The following is a 12,618-nucleotide window of genomic DNA, read 5'->3' as shown; positions in this document are numbered from 1 at the left end:
CTGCCAAGGCGCCCGGCCGGATAGCCCCCGGCCGGGCGTACAGCGGAGGTCACGGGGCGAGGCGCTCACGGCCGAGGGCCGTCACGGTCACGCGCTGGCCACCGATGCTCGACACCCGCTCAGTGCGGATGTAGCCGGCCTTCTCCAGCGCCAGCCAGGTACCAATGGACGCCCGGTGCCCGTCGCGAGAGGCGACCCGCCAGGCCCGACGCAGACCGTCGTCGTAGACCAGCGACCCGTCATGCTTGGCGATCTCCCGCAGCAGGAGCCGTGCGGCAGCCCCGTCCACGGACTGCTTCGGCCGGGCCTTCTTCCGGACCTGCTCCGCCGTGTGCTTCGCCTCCAGCTCGGCCGCCAGCTTCCGGCCGGCCTCGGTAATGCGGACCGGCGACTCGCCGCCGTCGTCGTCCACCAGGCCGTGCCCGGTCAGCGGGTAGAACGTGCGGGCGTTGTACACGGCGAGCGTGTTCGGGTGGGAGAACCGGGCGCGAGGGGCATGCCTGAAGCGAACGCCGGCGCCGGTGTCGTACTTGGCGATCTCCCGCAGCAGCTTCTGCGAGGCGGGGCTGAGGTCGGTCATGTGCTGCTCCTTCTTGGGCGCGGGCCGGCGAGAACCGGATCGCGGCGGGGGTCAACTGCGGGCAGTGGGCTGCATGTCGAGCAGCGCCCGGACGACGGCGCGCACGGCGGACGCCGACTGGCGGGACGGGAACTTCGCGACGTGAGCGGCGAGCACCTTCCAGGCGTCGCGTTCGTCGCGGCGGGCGAGCCAGCCGGTGAGGCAGCGCTCGTGGACCAGGCCGTCGGTGGTCTTGACCATGCGCCCGTCGTACTCGGCACGGCAGTGCGGGCAGTCCGGCAGGCCGTGCGGGGCGCCGTCGGTGTCGCGGCCTCCGTCGTCGGACGGGTCGATGGTGATCTCGGGGAGGTCGATGGTGATACGCACGGGTTTCTCCTGTTGGGTCGGGGTGTGGTTGGTCAGTACTCGCGGCGGTCGACGGTGACGGTCCCTTTCCACGGGGCGACGGCTTCCTCGATGCGGGCCTGGATCTCGTCCAGGTCGGTCTCGGTGAGGTCGTGGAGGTCGATGTGGATGTCGGCAGCAATCACGGCGTGCTCCTGTGTAGGCGGGGTGTGGTTGGTCAGGCGGCGTCGCAGCGGTGCTCGGCGGGCAGGTCGGCGTCGCAGTAGAAGCCGATCGTCAAGTGCATGCCGTGGTCTTCGACGACCTTCCAGACGGCGGTGTCGGTGCAGAGGGGCCGGCCGTCCTGGGCCCGGTGGTGGTTGGTGGTGCAGTCGGCGAGGTCGGTGTAGTCGGGGAGGACCCAGCCGCTGTCGCGGTGGAAGGTGCGGACGATCGGGGCGGGGCGGATGGGCATGAGGTCTCCCGGGGTTCAGGCGGCGGGGTTGGGGTGGCTGCCGGTGGTGGGGTCGCATTTGAGGCAGGTGTCGTATCCGCGGTCGAGTCGGTAGCCGTGGAGGGGTTCGTGGCAGACGGTGCAGAGGGGGGTGGGCTGTCCCACCTGTCCCTCCCCTAGGAGGAGGGGGGAGGGGACAGGTGGTTCTACGGCCTGTCCCGTGCTGTCCCCGACCTGTCCGGGACAGGTTTGACCTGGGGTTTCTTTTGTACCTGTCCTGATCTTGGGGACAGGTTGGGTTGTTTTGGTCGGGGACAGGTCCGGGGACAGGTTTGACGGGGTGTCCTGCCCGGTGTTGTCCGGGTTTGTGGGGTGCGTGGGGCGGTCGGGATGAGGGTCAACAAGATGCGTCTGGGAAAAGCCCAGGTCAGACCTGTCCCCGACCTGTCCCCGGGCCTTACGGATGCGGGCAACGTCAGCAAGGAGGTCGTTGCGTACGGCGATGCCGCGCTGCACGCATTCGGACCGCAGGCGCTCGCGTCCGTACGCCGCAGGGACGCCGGCCTGGTCGAGTTGCTGGGCGATCCACTCGGCGGTGCCAGGCAGCGGGCCGCGGTCGGAGAGGTCGAGGGATTTGAGGACCACTGAAGTGACGGGGCTTCCGTCAGCCTTGGCCTCGCCGTCGAGGTCGACGACCTTGAGCCCGAACTGGAGGTCGGCGCCCTGCTCGTCGTCTTTCTGCTTGCCGACCTTCATCGTGACGATGACGTTGCGGGCGTTGTCGCCCTTCTTGCTGACGTGGAGTTCGGACTGGAGGGCGCCCTTGGCGGCGGAGGCACCGCGGCCGTGTTCGCCGATGTGGCCGGTGTGGTGGACGACGAGGACGCAGGCGGCGGTGGCGCGGCGGAGGTCTTCGATGCGCTCGACGACGATCCCCAACTCGGTGTTGGAGTTCTCTTCGACCCCGACGGACACGCGGGCCTGGGTGTCGATGACGATGAGCGCGGGCTCCAGGCGGCGCATGGCCTCGATGAGGGTGTCCCATTCGTCACCGCGTGTCTGGACGGGGCGCGGGAGGAAGAGGACGTTGTCCATCTTCAGCCCGTAGTGCTTCTCCCAGGCGCGGACTCTCTTGCGGATGCCGCGGGCGCCTTCGGCGACGAGGTAGACGACGGTGCCCTGCTTGACGTGCTGGCCGTGCCACTTCATGCCGGTGCCGACGTGTCCGGCGATGTCGATGGTGACGAACGACTTCATGTGCCCGGAAGGGCCAATGATGCGGGCCAGGCTGTCGAGGTGGAGGAGGTCGCCCACCAGCGGTTCGAGGGCGGGCATGTTGTCGAGGCTGCTGGCGTCGAGGAGTTCGGCGAGCATGCGGTCGACGGGGTCTCCGGAGCGGCCGGCGGCGCGCTCGGCCTGGAGCTGGAGGTAGTCGTCGATGAAGGTGACAGCGCCGCCGGGTTCGGCATCCGGAGCGGTGGCGCGCTGGACGATGCGGCGGCCGAGGTCGGCCTCACGACGGAGGTCGGCCTGTGCGCGGACCTGCTCGGCAAAGTACTCGGGCTCACCGCCGCCGGCGTGGTCGGCAAGGCGGGTGATGTAGCTGGTGCCGCCCGCGCGGGTGAGGTGTTTGCGCTTCTCCAGCTCGATGCGGATGGCGAGGGGGGTGGTGGGCTGGCCGTTGTCGTAGAGGTGCAGGAGCGCGTCCCACACCAACTCGTGGGCGGGCTGGGAGAAGTCGCCGCCTGTGAGGGTGGCTCGGACGCCGGGGATGTGGCGGGGGTGGTGCATGCACCCGCCGAGGACGTCGCGTTCGGCGTCGATGTACTCGGGTTCGGGGCCGCGCGGATCCGCCTGGTCGTTCGTCAGGCGGCGGACGTTCTCCACGTGGGCTCCAGGTTCAGAAGAGGGTGGCGGGCTGCGGCGGGGCGGCCGGTGGTGGGCCGTTGCAGGCGTGGTCTGCGACGTGCTGGTGCGGGCAGTCCGAGGGGTGCCAGCGGCCGGTCCAGATGAGGCGCGGGGTGCCCCACTTCGGTTGGCGGTAGCACCAGATGAGGCGGTTCGGGCCGCGGATGGTGGCCTGCTCCTCGGGGGTGAGCGGGGTCAGGTCCGCGGTGACCATGAGGGCGGCGGTGTGGCCGACCAGCTCGCGGTGGAGCGGGGCCCCGCACGACGGGCACTTCGTGGCGACCGTGCTCGGCGTGCGGGGCCGGCCCATCAGGTACTGCTGCCGGTGAGGAGTCCGGAGCCGTGGCGCAGGACGTCGCGGGCCTGCTGCACGTCGGGGTCGAGTTCGCCGTCGAGGGTTCCGCCGCTGGTGCGGAGTCGGTAGAGGCCGCGCTGGACTTCGCGGAGGCGTTCGTCGCTGAAGCCGTCGGCGGCGACTTCGACGGCGACGATGCGCATCTTCACCGAGGGGCTTTTCTCCTCGTCGGGGCCGGGTTCGGTGCGCTCGACGTGGGCGAGTTCGACGACGGCCATCCAGCGGCCTTTGCGCTGGGTGAACATGTTGTCGGCGTGGTCTTCGAGGGACTCTGCGACGCCTTCGAGGACTTTGGAGTCGAACTTGATGTCGGTCATGCGGCGTGTGCTCCTTGCTGGTTGGCGGTGCAGTTGTTGGCGGGGTGGTCTGTGCGGATGCGGGCCACGAACTCGGCTACGCGGTCGGCGCCTTTGACGGGGCCTTCGGTGGTCTGGCAGCGAACGCACTCGTACTTCGCGCGGGGCTCACGGACCCACCGGTCGGACGCGAACACGCCCATGTCGACGAAGAGGGCGGCCATGACCTCCTGCCGCTGGCCGGTCACGCGGCGGCCTTGCGCATTGCCCCGTCGACCAGGTGCTCGGGAGCGACGCACCCGCGGACACCGCACGCTGCGCGCACGAGCCCGTCGGGGCGCGCCCGTGGCCGACGGTGAACGCCAGGGCCATGGCGCTGTAGAACTTCCCCTGGAACGTGACGCTCGTGGTGCGGCGGTTCCACTTCACGTGGCCGCCCTCGCCGGGGACGACGCGGCGTTCGTACGCGTCCCGGAGGGTCCTGGGCAGCGCGGTCACGCGGGCCGCCGAGGTGGTGACGGCTTCGGCGATGAGGTCGGCGGCCGGCCGGTCGGAGTTGGTGATGCGGTCGTAGAGCTTCTGCCGGGTGTGGCGGGTGGTGCCGCCGCGGATGCCTTCGCGGCCGGCGACGCAGGCGCCTTCGGTGGCCAGCGCGTCGGTGAGGCACGCGACGGCGGTGGCCAGGGGGCAGGTGGCGCAGATTTCGAGGGCGCGTTGGGCGGTGTTGTGCTTGCCGTCGGGGAAGAACACGTCTTCGGTGCCGGGGCGGGCGCAGGCGGCTGCTTCGTGCCAGTTGTGGGTGGGCCTGGTGAGGTTGGGGTTCATGACGCCACCTCGTTTCCGAAGATCGCCGCGAAGGTCTCGTTCAGTTGGTCGCGCTGCTGCTGGTCCTGCACGTGATCCGGTGCCACGCAGCGCGGCATGTCGCAGCCCGGGAGGACGTGTCCGACGGGTTCGCGATCCCAGCGCAGGGCGAACGCCATGCGGAGACCGGACCAGTGCTGTTTGCCGTAGCGGACGGTGGGTGTGCCGCGGCTGGTGGTGGATCCGGTCCACCGCATGTGGCCGCCGGGCAGGGGCTCGGTGCGCGCCTGGAAGCGGGACTTGAGGGTGCTGTTGGTGGGTCGGCCGGGCGGCGTGGGTGGGATGCCGAGCGCGCGGCGGTAGGCGGCGACGGTCTTGGGCGTGGCGCCGGTTGCGCGGGCCACGGCGAGGTTGGTGTGGCCTTGGCGCAGGAGCTGTGTGACGTCGGCTCGGACCTTCATGCGCTCACCCCGAACAGGTCGAGTTGCACCGGCAGTTCGGCGGGCGCCGGGGCAGAGGGCGGGTTGCCGTGGCACGTGCAGCCGCAGCGCTGCACGCAGATCCGGTCGCCGAGCCACAGGGACACCGGCGCTCCGGTCGGCTGGGTTGTCCGGTCGTAGACCCACCCGGCGGTGCCGATGAGGACGGTTTCCGCAGCGAACGCCACGACTTCGGAGCAGTCGTGGTTGCCGCCGTGGCAGCTGGCGGTGATGAACTGCTGGAGGCACAGGCAGAGGCCGAGGATGCTGCCGGGGTGTTTGGCCTCGGCATGTACGGCAGGCGACCAGGCGTTGCTGCGCACCCAGGCGGCGGCGGTCTCGTTCACCGAGCCACCGCCACGGGTGTGGTCGGCCAGCGCACGCCGTCGATCGCCCTCGCGTGCAGCGCCGGGACGACCACGGTTGGGTAGCCGAGCCAGTGGAGCCCGAGATGCGCCATGCTCGCGGCGTCGGCCTGGTCGTACCGGCCGGGCCCCTCACACGAGATGCCGAACAACGTCGCCACACCGTCGCGGACTTCGCCCTTGCCCGCGTTGCCCTTCCCTGTGGCGTACATGGCGCGCTGCGCCGGAGGGCACACCGCGTACGGGATACGCCGGGTCCACAGGGCTTGGGTGATGGCCCACCACAGGCCGGCCATCTCGTGGTGTCCGGCCATCGCGCCGTGTCCGTACGAGGGGCCTTCGATGACGACGAGGTCGGCGTTCTTGACGTGGTCCTTGACCTCGTTGAGGAGCCAGGCGATGCGGGCGTGGCCACGGAGTTTCTTCGGGCGGAGGGCGTCGGCCCAGTCGGCGCCGGCGATTCCGAGGGAGGTGAGGCTGGGGTCGATCCCCAGCACAAGGGGGGTCACCGCGGCCGGGCGGGTGGTGGGCAGCCCGGCCGCGGGGGTCTGGTCGAACAAGGTGGTCACTGGGGTGCTCCGATCGGGCCGGGCTTCGGCTTGTCGGTACGGCGCTGCTGCCACAGGGCGCCTGAGTCGACGTCGGGGGTGTTGATGCCGACGGCGTCGTCGAGCCGGGCCTGGAGCTGGTCCGCGCGGCGGGTCTGCGCGGTGAGCTGCGCGCGGACGGTGTCGAGCTGGTTGGAAAGGTGGACGTTGCGCTGGCAGGTGCGCTTCGAGGCGCCCATGCCGGCCGCAGCGTCTTCGCGCGCTTCGGCCAGTTGCTCCACGAACCGCTCGACTCGGGCTTCGAGTTCGGCGATCCGACGCCGCTTGCGGGTGCCGAACATCAGCCCTCACCGCCCGTGCGCTGGCGGGGGATCAGCGGCCACGCGCCCTCGACGACCGCCGACGGGTCCTTCTTCCGGAAGTACTCCTGAAGAGACGCGGCCTGCTCGGCGGCCCACTCGACCTGCGCGCGGTGCAACTGCTCCAGACCCATCGCAGCGAGCGGGGCGTACCGGGTGCCCTGCCGCCAGGCGACGCGGCACGCGGCGATCGCGTCGGCGTCGGCCTGGTGGGCGTCACCGATCGGCACGGCGTAGTGCTCGCACAGGGCAGTCAGCTTCCGGGAGCCGCGCCGGTACTTGTCGGCGTGCTTGTCGATGACGAACGGATCGATCACCGGCCCGGCCGGGAGCGGGTCGAGCCCGTACCGTTCGGCCTCCCGGTCTAGCAGGGTGAGGTCGTAGCGGGCGTTCATCGCAACAACCGGCACCCCAGAGACGATGACCTGGGTGAGCCCGGCGAGGAGTTCGCCGACGACCTCGCGGAGCGGGGCGCCTTCCTTCTGCGCGCGCTCGGTCGTGATGCCGTGGATGGCGGCGGCTTCGTCGGGGATCGGCTGGCCGTCCACGTCGGAGAGCCAGGTTGCGGAGACGACGGGCTGGTCGCCGCCGCACTGGACGATGCAGGCGGTGACGATCCGCGCGGTGAGCGGGTCGGGCCCGGTGCTCTCGATGTCGAAGCCGCACATGCGGCCGAGGTGCCAGGTCACTGGTTACCCCCGGCAGCGCGCTCCTTGCCGATGCGGACGACCATGTCGCCTGCGCGTTCCTCGTCGCCGACCTCGTTCGTCATCAGCACACCGAGCTGATTCGACTGCCTCAACTCGTAGTGGATCTGCCGGAGGCGCCCGGCGCTGGTCTGCGGGTGGGTGATTTCGTCGAGGTACTGGACGGCAGACCGGACCGGAGCCTCGCCCCGCTCGATGCGATCGGCGTCCGGGTCCCTGTCATGAGTCGGCGTCAGGCCGCCGGTCAGCAGGAGCACGCGCAGCGCCACGGACTGCGCCTTCGCGGTGCCCTTGTCCGCCGAGTCGAGCGCCTCGCCCTGCGTCTGGAGCGCCAGGGTGTCGCCCTTCGGGCCGACGATGAGCCACGAGACGCGCACGGTGCACTCGCGCATCTTGTTGCCCTTGCTGGTGGTGGTGTCGCGGTATTCGGCGTCGACCCGGATCGGCAGGACGCTGACGCCGTGCCGCAGCGTGACCGGGCCGAAGGTGTTGACGACGGTGTCCACGCCGCGGAAGTTGAAGCGGGTGCCGCCGCCGTTGTACTGCTCGCGCTTGGCGATGCCGCGGACGTCCTTGCGGACCCTCAGCCACGCGATGTGGACGGGCACCATGTCGGGGTCGTTGTCCCCGGGCTCGTAGTCGGCCATCGGGTCCGGCGCCGGGGCTGTGTGCTCGGCTTCCCGTTCGGCGGCCAGCTCGTCGAGGAGCTCGTCAGTTTTCAGGGTGCGGCCAGCCGCAGATGCGGCCCGCTCTGCGATCTTGCTCATGCGTTGTGCTCCTCACGGATGGCGCGGGGAATGGTCAAGCGGCGCGACGTGCGGTCCTCCACGCAGTCCGCGTACGCCTCGGGCCAGCGCTCAGCCAGCCGGGCGGTGTCCGTCCACTCGCGGGACTGCTCGTCGAGCGACACGAACGTGCGGTCCAGGACGACCGCGGATTCGGCGCCGCCGAGGCCGGAGAGGATGCGGGCCTTCGCCGCCTTCTTCCGCTTCTCGGCCGCGGTGAGGTCGTTGTGGGCGTCGAGGTAGTCGGCGACGGCTTCCTGCGTGTCGACGTCGCGGGTGATGTCGAGGGCCCCCGTGCGGTCGCGGTAGAGCTGCTCGTACAGGTCGAGGAGGACGTCCGGGTCGGCGTCCGCCGCGACGGCGGGCGGGCGGCGGTCGATGATCTGCTGCCACGCCAGCGCCCCGGCCGTACGCAGGTCAGCGACCAACTGCTCATGGTCTGCCGGGCGTACGACGAATTGCCGGTAGTCGTTTCCGCCGATCAGGACCGCGGCGTGGATGTGGTCGTAGCCGCACACGTCGGCCTGCCACAGGGTCTGGACGAGGACGTCGTCCGCGACCCCTTTGCGGAACTGCCCGGCCTTGAACGCGGTCCGGCACTTGATCTCGACGGCGCACTTCTCGCGGCCGTCGGCCAGGGGGCATTCGAGGACGCGGCGGTCGAGGGTGCACATCTGCCACGGGCGGTCGACGTTCGCGACGAGGCCGACGCGGCGGACGACGGACCGGTTTCGGCGGGCCCACTCGCGGGCGACGGTGTCTTCGATGGCCCGGCCCCAGAGGGCGGGTTCGGAGTCGTCGCTTTCGAGGGGGAGGCCGCCGGTTTTGTCGTGCCAGACGGAGAGGGCGTTGCCGTATCGGCTGATGCCGAGGACGGCGGCCATGTCGGAGGAGCCGATGCCTTGACGGCGGGCGGTGAGCCAGTGGGCGCGGTCGGCGTCGGCGGGGAGGATGAGGCGGCCGGTGGGTGTGACCCGTCGGCCGGCGGCCGGGGCGGTGGTGGCCCCGGCCAGCACGGTGTCGGTCATCAGGCGCCCGCTTCCTGGGCGTTGAGCGTGTACGTGCGGCGCCCGTTGATGTCGGTGGCGACGAGGACCTCGGCTTTGGCGAGGGAGCGCAGGCCCTTGCGGACGGTGTTCCGCCCGGTGGCCCAGGGGGATCCGTTGAGGAGCTGGACGGCGTGCTCGGTGGTGACGGGGCGGCCGTCTGCTCTTATGGCGGCGGCGAGGTAGCTGCGCCGGGTGTCGGTGGTCATCGGTCGCCGTCCTTCTGGGTGTTGAGGCGGTAGCGGCGTCCGGTGTCGTCGCCGTGGCGGGTGAGGTGGCCGGCGTCGGCGAGGCATGCGAGGTCGCGGCGGGCCTCGTGGCGCGGGGTGCGGATGTGCCAGGTGCGGTACAGGTCTTCGACGGGGCCGGTGGACCACACCTCGGGGCTGTCCGGCCTGCGGATCTCAGCGAGGAGCCGGGTCTGCCGGTGGGTGAGGGCGGTCATCAGGCACCGTCCTTGCGCCACTGGATCGTCAGGAAGCGGCGCGGTTCGCCGAAGCCCTTCGACTCCACCTGCACGTTGATGTCGCGCGGTACCGCGCGCCCGTGGAGGTGGGCGTACGCCATCTGGTGCGTGCCGACCGGGGTGTCCTCGGACGGCCAGCCCTTGGGGAGCCACCCGCCGATCTGCATGTAGGCCTGCCCGTAGAAGTCCGGGGCCAGTTCGGTGAGCCGCCAGCCGGAGAGGGTGATCGGCGGGTAGCCGGTGATGCTGATCTCCCCGTCGAGCACGTCGTACGGCGGGGCGCTTGCGTCGTCGGGAGTGGCGGCCGGTTCGACGCCCGCCTGGGGCTGCTCGGGCCCGGCGAGCGCGTCGCGCAGCGCGGTGGTCCGCTCGGGGTCCAGTTCCAGCTCGTACGGCTCACCGCCGGGTCCGGACAGCAGGAGTGTGGTGGTGTCGTCGTCGCCGTACATCACGTCGTCCAGGCCCCAGCGCAGGGGGATGGGTTCGGTCTCGGGCTGGGGAGTGGCCGTCGGCACCTCGGTGCTGGCCTTCTCCGTGGCGGCGGCCTGCTCGGCTTCGGCCGCCTGCCGCTGGTGCTCGATCAGCACTGCCTGCACACGGTCCAGCACCAGGGTGTCGGGGTCGTTGTGCCAGTAGCCCAGCAGCGCGGCCGACAGTTCGGAGACCAGCGAGTGCAGGTCGCCGGGGTCGAGTTGCCGCGTCCAGCCCAGCGGCAGGGGCGAGGTGCTGCGCGTTGCCGTCCGCTCGGCGCGGACCCGGTCCAGCTCGGCCAGGGTCTCGGCCCGGTGGGCCGTGTCGTGCTCGGCGAGGTAGGCGCGGGCGTCGCCCTCGTACATGGCTGCCGCCTCGCGCAGGCTGGCGACGATGTGCTCGCGGCGGCGCTCGGCAGCGGAGTCCTCGCGGGCGCTCATGACGCCCGCCTCTCCTGCTGCGCCGGGACCGCCGCGAGCCGCTGCGGGTTGAACCGCGACAACCGCTCGATCACCGTGTCGAGTTCGTCCCGCAGCCGCAGCGCGTCGGCGAGCCCGATCTCCACTTCGGCGGTGTCCATTGCCGCCGCGTCCTCCACGGCCTCCGTGAGCGCGTCCAACTCGCCCTCACGGGGGAAGCGGACGGCTTCGGCGAGCGCGTCGAGCTGGTCCACAACCTCGTCGCGGGCCTGCGGCTCGGCCCAGTGCTGGACGAGGCCGATCAGGGTGTGCTGGCGGATCAGGTCGACGCGGAAGATCGCGCGCAGCCAGTCGGAGCGGAGCCGTACGGACAACGGTGGCCTGGTGCTCGGGGTGGGACCAGCCACGGTGATGGGCTCAGACATTGGACGTGCTCCTCGAAAGCTCAATCAGCGACGGGGCCCAGCCCTCGGGCAGGTGCGCGGCGATCAAGTCGGTCAGCCAGGCCGGGCGGTGAGCACATGTGCCGCCGGGGCGGTTCGGCCGCGCTGCGTCCCAGCCGAGGGACGAGATTTCCTGTCCGGGGGCACGGGACTTGAGGCGGCGTGGCCCGTGGACGCTGACGTGCACCCACTCCCGCTCCCCGTCCGGGGTGACGATGCGGCCGGCGTGCAGCTCGACGCGCTCCGGGATGACGGTGCGGCCGGTGACCGGGTCTGTCAGGTCCCTCGCGCCCGGCGCGGGCAGGACGACCGTGACCTCGGTGTGGATCTCGTAGAACTCGGCAGGCAGGTCAGCGGGCATGGCGGCCTCCGTGGCGGCGCAGCAGCAGGATGGTGGCGTGGATGGTGGCCGGGGCGCGGAACGCGGCAGCGCACAGGCCGAGCCACAACGCGGTCGCGGACAGGGCGATCAGGAACGTCGTCACGAGGCACCGCCCGCGATCAGGTCCGCCGTGCGGCGCAGCTCGTCGGCGTACTCGCACGGGCAGTCCATCCACGCCTCGTCCGAATCGCCGTGCTCGGGGCACGCGCTGAGGAGATCGTCAGCGGCCTCGGTCAGCGCCTCGGCGCGGATCGCGGCGAGCGCCTGGTGCAGGTCCGCCATCGTCCCGAGTGGAGCCGTCCCGGCCCGCCCGTAGGCGTCCAACAGGTCTTCACGGGCAGTCACTTGGCACCGCCGGGGTATCGCCGAGCGGGTCACCGGACATGCGCTGCATCTCCGACAGGGGCACCGACCGCCGTACGGGCAGCACCTCGAAGTCGTGGTCCAACGAGTCCATGAGGTGGCGCTGCTCGGCCAACTCGCCCCGGGCCACCCGCTCGGCGACCATGCGCTCGTTGAACGCGCAGGCAGCACACGCCTGCCCGTACTCGTAGCCCGCGCCGCAGACCCGGCAGTCCTGGAACCGTGCGGGCTTCAACGCCTCCAGCTCGGCGACACGTCCGATCAGCCAGTCGACAGCCGGGGTGAGTGTGTTGCCCAGCGGGAACGGCACTTTTCGTGCCTCACCGTTCGGGGAGAGCAACCCCCGCATGTTCAGCGCGTCGTTCTGAAGCGCGACGAGACGGCCACGACGGCGGTCCCGCTGCGCCTCCAGCTCGGCGACCCGGGCCTTCAACTGCTGCAACTCGTCGGCGGACTCAGGTGACTGAAGCAGGCCCGCCGACTCCAACGCCGCCGCCCACGACAGCGGCAGCGCCTTCCCGTTCTTCATCGCGGCGCAGATCACGTCCGCCGCTGCGCTCACACGCTTGACGTTCATACCGTCACCTCGGCCACATCCGCAGCCGCGTACAGCGCGCAGCAGGCCGACTCCGCCGTACGACCCTCAAGGTCGCCCCACGCGTCGACATGCAACTCCAGCGAGTCGATGTCCCCGTCCTCCGGACCCAACTCCCCGTCAACCATCAGCCGCAGCGCCAGATACCCGATCGCGGCGTCCGCCAGCAGCGTCGTCCGGTGCGGGTCCCCGGTCGCCGCGCACTTCAGCGCGGCCACGATGCTCATGGGCCGCATGTAGTGCGGGACCTCCGTCGCCGACATCTCACGGTCGAACGGGTCCGGCACGAAGTCGCCCTGGTACAACCCGACGAAAGCGAGCACCCGGCCGCCGGCACGGAGCAGCTCCGCAGTGGTCGACGGGCGGCGGGCCGGGAGCGCGACACGCGCCGTACGCCGGTCCCCGCTCGGGAAGTTGGTCGGCGCGTTGGCCGGTGGAAGAATGGTCTTCACGGTGTCCTCGATTTCTT

At 71.0% G+C, this 12,618-nt stretch carries 24 protein-coding genes; all 24 read right to left on the bottom strand.

From position 1 onward, the window contains the following. Nucleotides 1–49: 49 nt before the first annotated feature. Entirely contained in the window at nucleotides 50–580 is a 531-nt protein-coding gene (locus tag OG700_RS08420) for a hypothetical protein (protein WP_405611252.1), read from the bottom strand. 51 nt (nucleotides 581–631) lie between these two features. Further along, entirely contained in the window at nucleotides 632–946 is a 315-nt protein-coding gene (locus OG700_RS08415) for a hypothetical protein (RefSeq protein WP_405611249.1), read from the bottom strand. 32 nt (nucleotides 947–978) lie between these two features. Further along, complete coding sequence (locus OG700_RS08410) at nucleotides 979–1,110, bottom strand: hypothetical protein (RefSeq protein ID WP_405611246.1); 132 nt, start codon at nucleotides 1,108–1,110, stop codon at nucleotides 979–981. Between the two features lie 32 nt (nucleotides 1,111–1,142). Beyond that, nucleotides 1,143–1,379, bottom strand: coding sequence for a hypothetical protein (locus tag OG700_RS08405; protein WP_405611243.1), 237 nt, complete (start codon nucleotides 1,377–1,379; stop codon nucleotides 1,143–1,145). 15 nt (nucleotides 1,380–1,394) lie between these two features. Further along, complete coding sequence (locus OG700_RS08400; protein ID WP_405611240.1) at nucleotides 1,395–3,245, bottom strand: AAA family ATPase; 1,851 nt, start codon at nucleotides 3,243–3,245, stop codon at nucleotides 1,395–1,397. Nucleotides 3,246–3,258: 13 nt separating this feature from the next. Next, nucleotides 3,259–3,576, bottom strand: a complete 318-nt coding sequence (locus OG700_RS08395; protein ID WP_405611237.1) for a hypothetical protein — start codon at nucleotides 3,574–3,576, stop codon at nucleotides 3,259–3,261. Continuing rightward, nucleotides 3,576–3,938, bottom strand: coding sequence for a hypothetical protein (locus OG700_RS08390; protein WP_405611234.1), 363 nt, complete (start codon nucleotides 3,936–3,938; stop codon nucleotides 3,576–3,578). The genes OG700_RS08395 and OG700_RS08390 overlap by 1 nt, the downstream gene beginning before the upstream one ends. A 147-nt stretch (nucleotides 3,939–4,085) precedes the next feature. Continuing rightward, nucleotides 4,086–4,742: a WhiB family transcriptional regulator gene (locus tag OG700_RS08385; RefSeq protein ID WP_405611231.1), complete on the bottom strand. Its 657-nt coding sequence runs from the start codon at nucleotides 4,740–4,742 to the stop codon at nucleotides 4,086–4,088. Continuing rightward, nucleotides 4,739–5,182, bottom strand: a complete 444-nt coding sequence (locus OG700_RS08380; protein WP_405611228.1) for a hypothetical protein — start codon at nucleotides 5,180–5,182, stop codon at nucleotides 4,739–4,741. Before OG700_RS08380 ends, OG700_RS08385 begins: the two co-directional genes overlap by 4 nt. After that, nucleotides 5,179–5,547, bottom strand: coding sequence for a DUF6248 family natural product biosynthesis protein (locus OG700_RS08375; RefSeq protein ID WP_405611225.1), 369 nt, complete (start codon nucleotides 5,545–5,547; stop codon nucleotides 5,179–5,181). The genes OG700_RS08380 and OG700_RS08375 overlap by 4 nt, the downstream gene beginning before the upstream one ends. Then, complete coding sequence (locus tag OG700_RS08370) at nucleotides 5,544–6,134, bottom strand: hypothetical protein (RefSeq protein ID WP_405611222.1); 591 nt, start codon at nucleotides 6,132–6,134, stop codon at nucleotides 5,544–5,546. Before OG700_RS08370 ends, OG700_RS08375 begins: the two co-directional genes overlap by 4 nt. Further along, nucleotides 6,131–6,454, bottom strand: coding sequence for a hypothetical protein (locus OG700_RS08365; protein ID WP_405611219.1), 324 nt, complete (start codon nucleotides 6,452–6,454; stop codon nucleotides 6,131–6,133). Before OG700_RS08365 ends, OG700_RS08370 begins: the two co-directional genes overlap by 4 nt. Beyond that, complete coding sequence (locus OG700_RS08360) at nucleotides 6,454–7,161, bottom strand: 3'-5' exonuclease (protein WP_405611216.1); 708 nt, start codon at nucleotides 7,159–7,161, stop codon at nucleotides 6,454–6,456. Before OG700_RS08360 ends, OG700_RS08365 begins: the two co-directional genes overlap by 1 nt. Beyond that, the gene (locus OG700_RS08355) at nucleotides 7,158–7,946 is read right to left on the bottom strand and encodes an ERF family protein (protein WP_405611213.1); all 789 of its coding nucleotides are present in this window, start codon (nucleotides 7,944–7,946) and stop codon (nucleotides 7,158–7,160) included. The genes OG700_RS08360 and OG700_RS08355 overlap by 4 nt, the downstream gene beginning before the upstream one ends. After that, nucleotides 7,943–8,992, bottom strand: coding sequence for a YqaJ viral recombinase family protein (locus tag OG700_RS08350; protein ID WP_405611210.1), 1,050 nt, complete (start codon nucleotides 8,990–8,992; stop codon nucleotides 7,943–7,945). The genes OG700_RS08355 and OG700_RS08350 overlap by 4 nt, the downstream gene beginning before the upstream one ends. Beyond that, complete coding sequence (locus OG700_RS08345; protein WP_405611207.1) at nucleotides 8,992–9,219, bottom strand: hypothetical protein; 228 nt, start codon at nucleotides 9,217–9,219, stop codon at nucleotides 8,992–8,994. The genes OG700_RS08350 and OG700_RS08345 overlap by 1 nt, the downstream gene beginning before the upstream one ends. Continuing rightward, complete coding sequence (locus OG700_RS08340) at nucleotides 9,216–9,455, bottom strand: hypothetical protein (protein WP_405611204.1); 240 nt, start codon at nucleotides 9,453–9,455, stop codon at nucleotides 9,216–9,218. Before OG700_RS08340 ends, OG700_RS08345 begins: the two co-directional genes overlap by 4 nt. Then, on the bottom strand, nucleotides 9,455–10,387 hold the full coding sequence (locus OG700_RS08335) for a hypothetical protein (protein WP_405611201.1): 933 nt from the start codon (nucleotides 10,385–10,387) through the stop codon (nucleotides 9,455–9,457). The genes OG700_RS08340 and OG700_RS08335 overlap by 1 nt, the downstream gene beginning before the upstream one ends. Further along, a complete protein-coding gene (locus OG700_RS08330; RefSeq protein WP_405611198.1) occupies nucleotides 10,384–10,791 on the bottom strand; it encodes a hypothetical protein in 408 nt (135 codons plus the stop codon). The genes OG700_RS08335 and OG700_RS08330 overlap by 4 nt, the downstream gene beginning before the upstream one ends. Next, nucleotides 10,784–11,170 (bottom strand): hypothetical protein, encoded by a 387-nt coding sequence (locus tag OG700_RS08325; RefSeq protein ID WP_405611195.1) that lies wholly within the window; start codon nucleotides 11,168–11,170, stop codon nucleotides 10,784–10,786. Before OG700_RS08325 ends, OG700_RS08330 begins: the two co-directional genes overlap by 8 nt. Continuing rightward, complete coding sequence (locus OG700_RS08320; RefSeq protein ID WP_405611192.1) at nucleotides 11,160–11,294, bottom strand: hypothetical protein; 135 nt, start codon at nucleotides 11,292–11,294, stop codon at nucleotides 11,160–11,162. Before OG700_RS08320 ends, OG700_RS08325 begins: the two co-directional genes overlap by 11 nt. Then, complete coding sequence (locus tag OG700_RS08315) at nucleotides 11,291–11,536, bottom strand: hypothetical protein (RefSeq protein WP_405611189.1); 246 nt, start codon at nucleotides 11,534–11,536, stop codon at nucleotides 11,291–11,293. The genes OG700_RS08320 and OG700_RS08315 overlap by 4 nt, the downstream gene beginning before the upstream one ends. Next, nucleotides 11,523–12,131: a hypothetical protein gene (locus tag OG700_RS08310; protein WP_405611186.1), complete on the bottom strand. Its 609-nt coding sequence runs from the start codon at nucleotides 12,129–12,131 to the stop codon at nucleotides 11,523–11,525. Before OG700_RS08310 ends, OG700_RS08315 begins: the two co-directional genes overlap by 14 nt. Continuing rightward, complete coding sequence (locus tag OG700_RS08305) at nucleotides 12,128–12,601, bottom strand: hypothetical protein (RefSeq protein WP_405611183.1); 474 nt, start codon at nucleotides 12,599–12,601, stop codon at nucleotides 12,128–12,130. The genes OG700_RS08310 and OG700_RS08305 overlap by 4 nt, the downstream gene beginning before the upstream one ends. Between the last annotated feature and the right edge of the window lie 17 nt (nucleotides 12,602–12,618).

This window comes from Streptomyces sp. NBC_01508, assembly GCF_045040315.1.
Lineage (GTDB): Bacteria > Actinomycetota > Actinomycetes > Streptomycetales > Streptomycetaceae > Streptomyces.
This window is presented reverse-complemented; position numbering and strand designations above follow the sequence as displayed.